The sequence below is a fragment of the Streptomyces sp. NPDC012466 genome (genome assembly GCF_042955215.1).
Lineage (GTDB): Bacteria > Actinomycetota > Actinomycetes > Streptomycetales > Streptomycetaceae > Streptomyces.
Genome location: NZ_JBIBEQ010000014.1, coordinates 161,332 through 168,488 on the forward strand (window position 1 = coordinate 161,332; position 7,157 = coordinate 168,488).

The 7,157-nt window shown below is 70.3% G+C and carries 5 protein-coding genes; 1 reads left to right on the top strand and 4 read right to left on the bottom strand.

Annotated elements, in window-relative coordinates; genetic code table 11:
- Positions 1 to 32: 32 nt before the first annotated feature.
- The 4 genes from ACFY9E_RS37230 to ACFY9E_RS37245 all read right to left on the bottom strand — a co-directional run bounded on the left by ACFY9E_RS37230 (position 33) and on the right by ACFY9E_RS37245 (position 5,112).
- Complete coding sequence (locus ACFY9E_RS37230; protein ID WP_390992310.1) at positions 33 to 1,649, bottom strand: FAD-dependent oxidoreductase; 1,617 nt, start codon at positions 1,647 to 1,649, stop codon at positions 33 to 35.
- A gap of 8 nt (positions 1,650 to 1,657) precedes the next feature.
- Positions 1,658 to 3,196 carry a glycerol kinase GlpK gene (gene glpK / locus ACFY9E_RS37235; protein ID WP_390992312.1) on the bottom strand — a complete coding sequence of 513 codons (1,539 nt, stop codon included), beginning with the start codon at positions 3,194 to 3,196 and terminating at the stop codon, positions 1,658 to 1,660.
- A gap of 85 nt (positions 3,197 to 3,281) precedes the next feature.
- Positions 3,282 to 4,076 (bottom strand): MIP family channel protein, encoded by a 795-nt coding sequence (locus ACFY9E_RS37240; RefSeq protein WP_390992315.1) that lies wholly within the window; start codon positions 4,074 to 4,076, stop codon positions 3,282 to 3,284.
- A 262-nt stretch (positions 4,077 to 4,338) separates the two neighbouring features.
- Positions 4,339 to 5,112, bottom strand: coding sequence for an IclR family transcriptional regulator C-terminal domain-containing protein (locus ACFY9E_RS37245; RefSeq protein WP_390992318.1), 774 nt, complete (start codon positions 5,110 to 5,112; stop codon positions 4,339 to 4,341).
- 304 nt (positions 5,113 to 5,416) lie between these two features.
- Between ACFY9E_RS37245 and ACFY9E_RS37250 the strand changes: the two genes are divergently transcribed.
- Positions 5,417 to 7,157, top strand: a 1,741-nt coding sequence (locus ACFY9E_RS37250) for a homocysteine S-methyltransferase family protein (RefSeq protein ID WP_390992320.1), incomplete at its 3' end; no start/stop codon positions are given.

Here is a 7,157-nt window from a genome sequence, read left to right on the forward strand (position 1 = left end):
CCCTCCCGGCACGGATGCCCCCGGGGCCGGGCCTACTTCTTGTCGAGCAGGTCCTGCACCTTGGCGCGGACGTCGTCCGTGGCGAGACCCCGGATCGTCAGCGTCGTGCGGCGGCGCAGCACGTCGTCCTGCGTCTCGGCCCACTCGTGGTCCCGGGCCCAGACGACCTGCGCCCAGATCTCCGGGGCGTCGGGGTGGACGCGCTCGGCGAGCTCGGGACTCTCGTTGGCCAGGCGGGCGATGTCGAAGGCCAGCGAGCCGTAGTGCGTGGCCAGGTGCCTGGCCGTGTCGGCCGCCATGCGCGGGCCCGGCGCCGGCCGGTCCGTGAGCAGCCGGTGGGCGACCGCGCGCGGGTTGGCGATACCGGGCAGCGGGAGCCTCTTGGGCAGCGCGCCGATCGGCTCGAAGTCGTCGCCCAGCGGGTGGCCCGGCAGCGACTCCAGCTTCTTCATGACCGTCCGGCCGATGTGGCGGAACGTGGTCCACTTGCCGCCCGCGACGGACAGCATGCCGCCCCGGCCCTCGGTGACGACCGTCTCGCGCTTGGCCTTGGCGGTGTCGCCGGGGCCGCCCGGCAGCACGCGCAGTCCGGCGAACGAGTACGTGATGAGGTCGCGGCTGAGCTGCTGGTCACGGACCGAGAAGGCGGCCTCGTCGAGGATCTGGGTTATGTCCTGCTCGGTGACCGAGACGTCCGCCGGGTCACCCTCGAACACCTCGTCGGTGGTGCCGAGCAGCAGCATGTCCTCCCAGGGGAGGGCGAAGGTGATGCGGTACTTGTCGATCGGGGTCGCGAGCGCGGCCTTCCAGGGGGAGGTGCGCTTGAGGACCAGGTGCGCGCCCTTCGACAGGCGGATGGACGGCGCCGCGTTCGGGTTCTCCATCCGGCGCAGGTGGTCGACCCACGGGCCGGTCGCGTTCAGCACCAGCCGGGCGTTCACGCCGAACTCGTCGCCGGACAGGCGGTCCTTCAGCTCGGCGCCGGTGACCCGGCCCTGGGTGAAGCGCAGACCGGTCACCTCGGCGTGGTTGAGGACGACCGCGCCCGCCTCCACGGCCGCGCGGACGGTCATCAGCGCCATGCGCGAGTCGTTCATCTGGTCGTCGCCGTAGACGGCCACGGCCTTGAGGTTCTCGGTGCGCAGCTCGGGCACGTCCTGCGCGGCCTTGGCCGGCGAGAGCAGGTGCCCGACGCCGTCACCGAACGCGGAGAGCGCGGAGTAGGCGAAGACGCCCGCGCCGAGCTTCGCCGCGCCGTGCGGCCCGCCCTTGTACACGGGGAGGTAGAACGTGAGCGGGTTCGCCAGGTGGGGAGCCACCTGGCGGGAGACCGCACGGCGCTCGAAGTGGTTCTCCGCCACCAGCTTCACCGCGCCGGTCTGCAGGTAGCGCAGGCCGCCGTGGAGGAGCTTGGAGGAGGCGGAGGACGTGGCACCGGCGAAGTCGCCGGCGTCCACCAGAGCCACCCTGAGGCCGGACTGCGCGGCGTGCCAGGCGGTGGAGATGCCCAGGATGCCGCCGCCGATCACGAGAAGGTCGTACGACGCCTTGGAGAGCTGCTCCCTGGTCTCGGCTCGGCTCGGGTTCGAGCCGGAGGCCGGGTGCGTCCCCAGGGCAGGCACGGACTGCAGGGTGGACTTGGTGGTCATGCTGTTTCTTACTCCTCGTCCTCGAGCCAGCCCATGGTCCGCTCGACGGCCTTGAGCCAGTTCTTGTACTCACGGGCGCGGGTCTCCGCGTCCATGCGGGGGGTCCACTCGGCGGCCCGCCGCCAGTTGGCGCGCAGGTCGTCGGTGCTGTTCCAGAAGCCGACGGCGAGACCGGCGGCGTAGGCGGCGCCGAGGCAGGTGGTCTCGGCGACCATCGGGCGCACCACGGGGGCGTCCACGAAGTCGGCGAGGGTCTGCATCAGCAGGTTGTTGGAGGTCATGCCGCCGTCGACCTTCAGGGCGGCCAGCTCCACGCCGGAGTCCTTGGTCATGGCGTCGGCGATCTCCCGCGTCTGCCAGGCGGTCGCCTCCAGGACGGCACGCGCGAGGTGTGCCTTGGTGACGTACCGGGTCAGGCCGGCGATCACACCGCGGGCGTCGGAGCGCCAGTACGGGGCGAACAGGCCGGAGAAGGCCGGCACGAAGTAGGCGCCGCCGTTGTCCTCGACCGACAGGGCGAGAGTCTCGATCTCGGCGGCGGTGGAGATCAGGCCCATCTGGTCGCGCATCCACTGCACCAGCGAACCGGTGACCGCGATCGAGCCCTCCAGGGCGTAGACCGTCTTCTGGTCGCCGATCTTGTAGCCGACGGTGGTCAGCAGGCCGCTGTAGGAGTTGATGATCTTGTCACCGGTGTTCATCACCATGAAGGTGCCGGTGCCGTAGGTCGACTTGGTCTCGCCCTCGGCGAAACAGGTCTGGCCGAACAGGGCCGCCTGCTGGTCGCCGAGCGCGGAGGCGACCGGGATGCCGCCGAGCAGGTCGCCCAGCTTGCCGCCGGTGATCTCGCCGTAGACCTCGGCGGAGGAGCGGATCTCGGGCAGGATCTGCTTCGGGACGCCGATGGACTCGCAGATCTTGTCGTCCCACTGCATGGTGTGCAGGTTCATGAGCATGGTGCGCGAGGCGTTGGTGACGTCCGTGACGTGCTTGCCGCCGTCGGTGCCGCCGGTCAGGTTCCAGATGACCCAGCTGTCCATGGTGCCGAAGAGGATGTCGCCGGCCTCGGCGCGCTCCTTCAGCCCGTCGACGTTGTCGAGCAGCCAGCGGGCCTTCGGGCCGGCGAAGTAGGAGGCCAGCGGCAGGCCCGTCTCGCGGCGGAAGCGGTCCTGGCCGACGTTGCGCCCGAGCTCACGGCACAGGGCGTCGGTGCGGGTGTCCTGCCAGACGATGGCGTTGTGGACGGGCTCACCGGTGTTCTTGTCCCACAGCACGGTCGTCTCGCGCTGGTTGGTGATGCCGATGGCCTTGATGTCGGCGCGGGTGATGCCGGCCTTCTCGATGGCCCCGGCGACGACCTCCTGGACGTTGGTCCAGATCTCGGTCGCGTTGTGCTCGACCCAGCCCGGCTTCGGGAAGATCTGCTCGTGCTCCTTCTGGTCGACGGAGACGATCCGGCCGTCCCGGTCGAAGACGATGCAGCGGCTGGAGGTGGTGCCCTGGTCGATGGCGGCGATGAAGGGGCCGGCGGTGTGCGCGTCGGTCACTGTGTCTCCTGGAAAGTTCCGTGTTTATGGGGCTTTACGTACGGCGCGTGCCGAGAGTTTCGCGAAGCGGTGGTGAATGCCGCTCCTAGGCGAACGCGACGTTGTAGATGCCTGCGGCGATGGCCCCGCCGATCAGCGGGGCGACCACCGGAACCCAGGCGTAGCCCCAGTCGGAGCCGCCCTTGTTGGGCAGCGGCAGCAGGGCGTGCACGATGCGCGGACCGAGGTCACGGGCCGGGTTGATGGCGTAACCCGTCGGGCCGCCGAGGGACAGGCCGATGGAGACCACGACGAGCGCGGTGATCAGGGCGCCCAGGGTGCCCAGGCCGTTGCCCTTGTCGTTCAGGCCCTGGGTCAGCACGGCGAGCACCAGCACGACGGTGCCGATGATCTCCGTGGCGACGTTCTGCCAGGCAACCCGGACCTCGGGGCCGGTGGAGAAGACGCCCAGCACGGGGCCGGCGCCCTTCTCCCGGGCCTCGACGGCCTTGGCCGTCGTGTCCTGCGCACCCGGGCCGCCGACTATCTCGCGGTCGGTGAGGTGCGCGTGGAACTGACCGTAGTAAGCGATCCAGACCAGGGCCGCACCGATCATGGCGCCCAGGATCTGACCGGCCCAGTAGACCGGGACGTTCTTCCAGTCGCCGTCCTTGATCGCGAGCGCGAGGGTGACGGCCGGGTTCAGATGGGCGCCGGACAGCGGCGCCGAGGTGTAGACGGCCGTGAGCACCGCGAAGCCCCACCCGAAGGTGATGGCGAGCCAGCCGGCGTTGCGTGCCTTGGAAGCCTTCAGCGTGACGGCGGCGCAGACGCCACCGCCGAGGAGGATGAGTATGGCGGTACCGATGGTCTCGCCGATGAAGATGTCGGAGCTGGACACCCGCGACTCCTTTGTCCTACGTCCAGGGAAGTTCGATACCGGCCTGGCGTTGTCACACTCTAGCGCGTATTGCCGGTAGCTGTTCGACAATGTCGACCGATGGACGGGAGTCTTGCTTCGGGGTTACGAGCACGTCAAGAGCTGTGTTGTCGAAAACACGATCGTTACTGATCGCCCCGGGCTCAAGGATCTTTGCCGCAGGTGAGCGCGGACATGCCGAGGACCGGAACGCCGTACGGCGCCCCGGTCCGCTCGTGTGCCCTCAGAACCGCCCGGCGCCCAGATCCCGCGAGACCGCGCGGGCGCAGTCCCGTACCGCCGCGATCAGCTCGGGCCGCAGCGCGCTCTCCTCGTCGGACCGGCACAGCCGCTCCACGGCGCCGGTGATGCCGACCGCGCCGACCGGCATGCGCCGCCGGTCGTGGATGGGGGCGGCGAGGGAGGCCACGCCCTCCCAGGTCTCCTCCACGTCCGCCGCGTACCCCCGCGCGCGCGTGACGTCGAGGATGTGCTCGAAGTCCTCCGGCTCGCACACGGTCCGGTCGGTGAAGGCCTTGCGGTCGGCCTCCAGGGCCTCGCTGTGCGCCACCGGGTCGTAGGCCGACAGCACCTTGCCCAGGGCCGTGGAGTGCAGCGGCTGCATGGCCCCGATCTCCAGGACCTGCCGGCTGTCGTCGGGCCGGAAGACGTGGTGCACGATCAGCACGCCCTGCTGGTGCAGGACGCCCAGGTAGACGCTCTCGCCACTGGAGCGGGCCAGGTCGTCGGTCCACACCAGGGCGCGCGCCCGCAGCTCGTGCACATCGAGGTAGGTGGTGCCCAGGCGCAGCAGCTCCGCGCCCAGCTGGTAGCGCCCGGAGGTGTCGTCCTGCTCCACGAAGCCCTCCTGCTGGAGGGTGCGCAGGATGCCGTGGGCGGTGCCTTTGGCCAGGCCCAGGGACGAGGCGATGTCCGACAGGCCGAGCCGCCGCTCGCCGCCCGCGAGCAGCCGCAGCATCGCGGCCGCCCGTTCGAGCGACTGGATGTTCCGTGCCATCGCCGTACTGCCTCCGTCCCCTTCGACCGCCGACAAGCGGCACCACAGCCCTCGTTCGGCAATGTCGAACACTACCGGTCGATGCCGACCTCTCGCTAATGGCACGTCGCCATTTGTTGCACCGCTGATGACCGGCGGATCGCCCGGCGGCCGTTCCGGCGCCGTTCGAGTCCGGCTCGTGGACGCGCTGCCCATCCAAGCCGACTCCCGGTTACGCTGGCGCGGTGCGCCGTTCCCCGGAAGCCCTCCGGCTGTCCGGGAAGCCGCAAAGCCGACAGCCGTCGCATCCGAGGGAGCCCTTTACATGGCCTCGTTGCCGCCGACCCCTTCCGCAGACAGCCGGACCCGTGTGTCCGCGCTCCGAGAAGCCCTGGCCGCCCGTGTGGTCGTGGCCGATGGGGCCATGGGCACCATGCTCCAGGCGCAGGACCCCACGCTCGAGGACTTCGAGAATCTCGAGGGCTGCAACGAGATCCTCAATGTGACGCGGCCGGACATCGTCCGTTCGGTCCATGACGCCTACTTCGCGGTGGGCGTGGACTGCGTGGAGACCAACACGTTCGGCGCCAACCACACCGCCGCCGCCGAGTACGAGATCGCCGACCGGGTGCACGAGCTGTCCGAGGCCGGTGCCCGGATCGCCCGCGAGGTGGCCGACGAGTACGCCGCCCGGGACGGCCGCCCGCGCTGGGTGCTCGGCTCGATCGGTCCCGGCACCAAGCTGCCCACGCTCGGCCACGTCGGCTACGCCACGATCCGCGACGGCTACCAGGCCAACGCCGAGGGCCTGCTCGCCGGCGGCGCGGACGCGCTGCTCGTGGAGACCACCCAGGACCTGCTGCAGACGAAGGCCTCCGTCCTGGGCGCCCGCCGGGCCATGGAGGCCGTCGGGGTGGAGGTGCCTCTGCTGGTCTCGATGGCTTTCGAGACGACCGGCACCATGCTGCTCGGCTCCGAGATCGGTGCGGCGCTGACCGCGCTGGAGCCCCTCGGCATCGACATGATCGGCCTGAACTGCTCCACCGGCCCGGCCGAGATGAGCGAGCACCTGCGCTATCTGACGCGTCACTCGCGCATCCCGCTGCTGTGCATGCCCAACGCCGGCCTGCCGATCCTGACCAAGGACGGCGCGCACTTCCCGCTCGACCCCGAGGGCCTGGCCGACGCCCAGCAGAACTTCGTCCGGGACTACGGCCTCTCCCTCGTGGGCGGCTGCTGCGGCACCACCCCCGAACACCTGCGGCAGCTCGTCGAGCGTGTCCGGGACGTCGCCCCGAGCGAGCGCAGCCCGCAGCCCGAGCCGGGCGCGGCCTCGCTGTACCAGAGCGTGCCGTTCCGGCAGGACACCTCCTATCTGGCGATCGGCGAGCGCACCAACGCCAACGGCTCGAAGAAGTTCCGCGAGGCCATGCTGGAAGGCCGCTGGGACGACTGCGTGGAGATGGCCCGCGACCAGATCCGCGAGGGCGCGCACATGCTCGACCTGTGCGTGGACTACGTCGGCCGTGACGGCGTCGCCGACATGGAGGAGCTGGCCGGCCGTTTCGCCACCGCCTCCACGCTGCCGATCGTGCTGGACTCCACCGAGGTCGACGTCATCCGGGCGGGCCTGGAGAAGCTCGGCGGCCGCGCGGTGATCAACTCGGTGAACTACGAGGACGGCGACGGCCCCGAGTCCCGCTTCGCCAAGGTCACGGCCCTGGCCAAGGAGCACGGCGCCGCCCTCATCGCGCTCACCATCGACGAGGAGGGCCAGGCCCGCACCGCCGAGAAGAAGGTCGAGATCGCCGAACGGCTCATCGACGACCTGACCGGCAACTGGGGCATCCACGAGGAGGACATCCTCGTCGACTGCCTGACCTTCACCATCTGCACCGGCCAGGAGGAGTCCCGGGGGGACGGCGTCGCCACCATCGAGGGCATCCGCGAGCTCAAGCGGCGCCACCCGAAGGTGCAGACCACGCTGGGCCTGTCCAACATCTCCTTCGGCCTCAACCCGGCCGCCCGCATCCTGCTGAACTCCGTCTTCCTCGACGAGTGCGTCA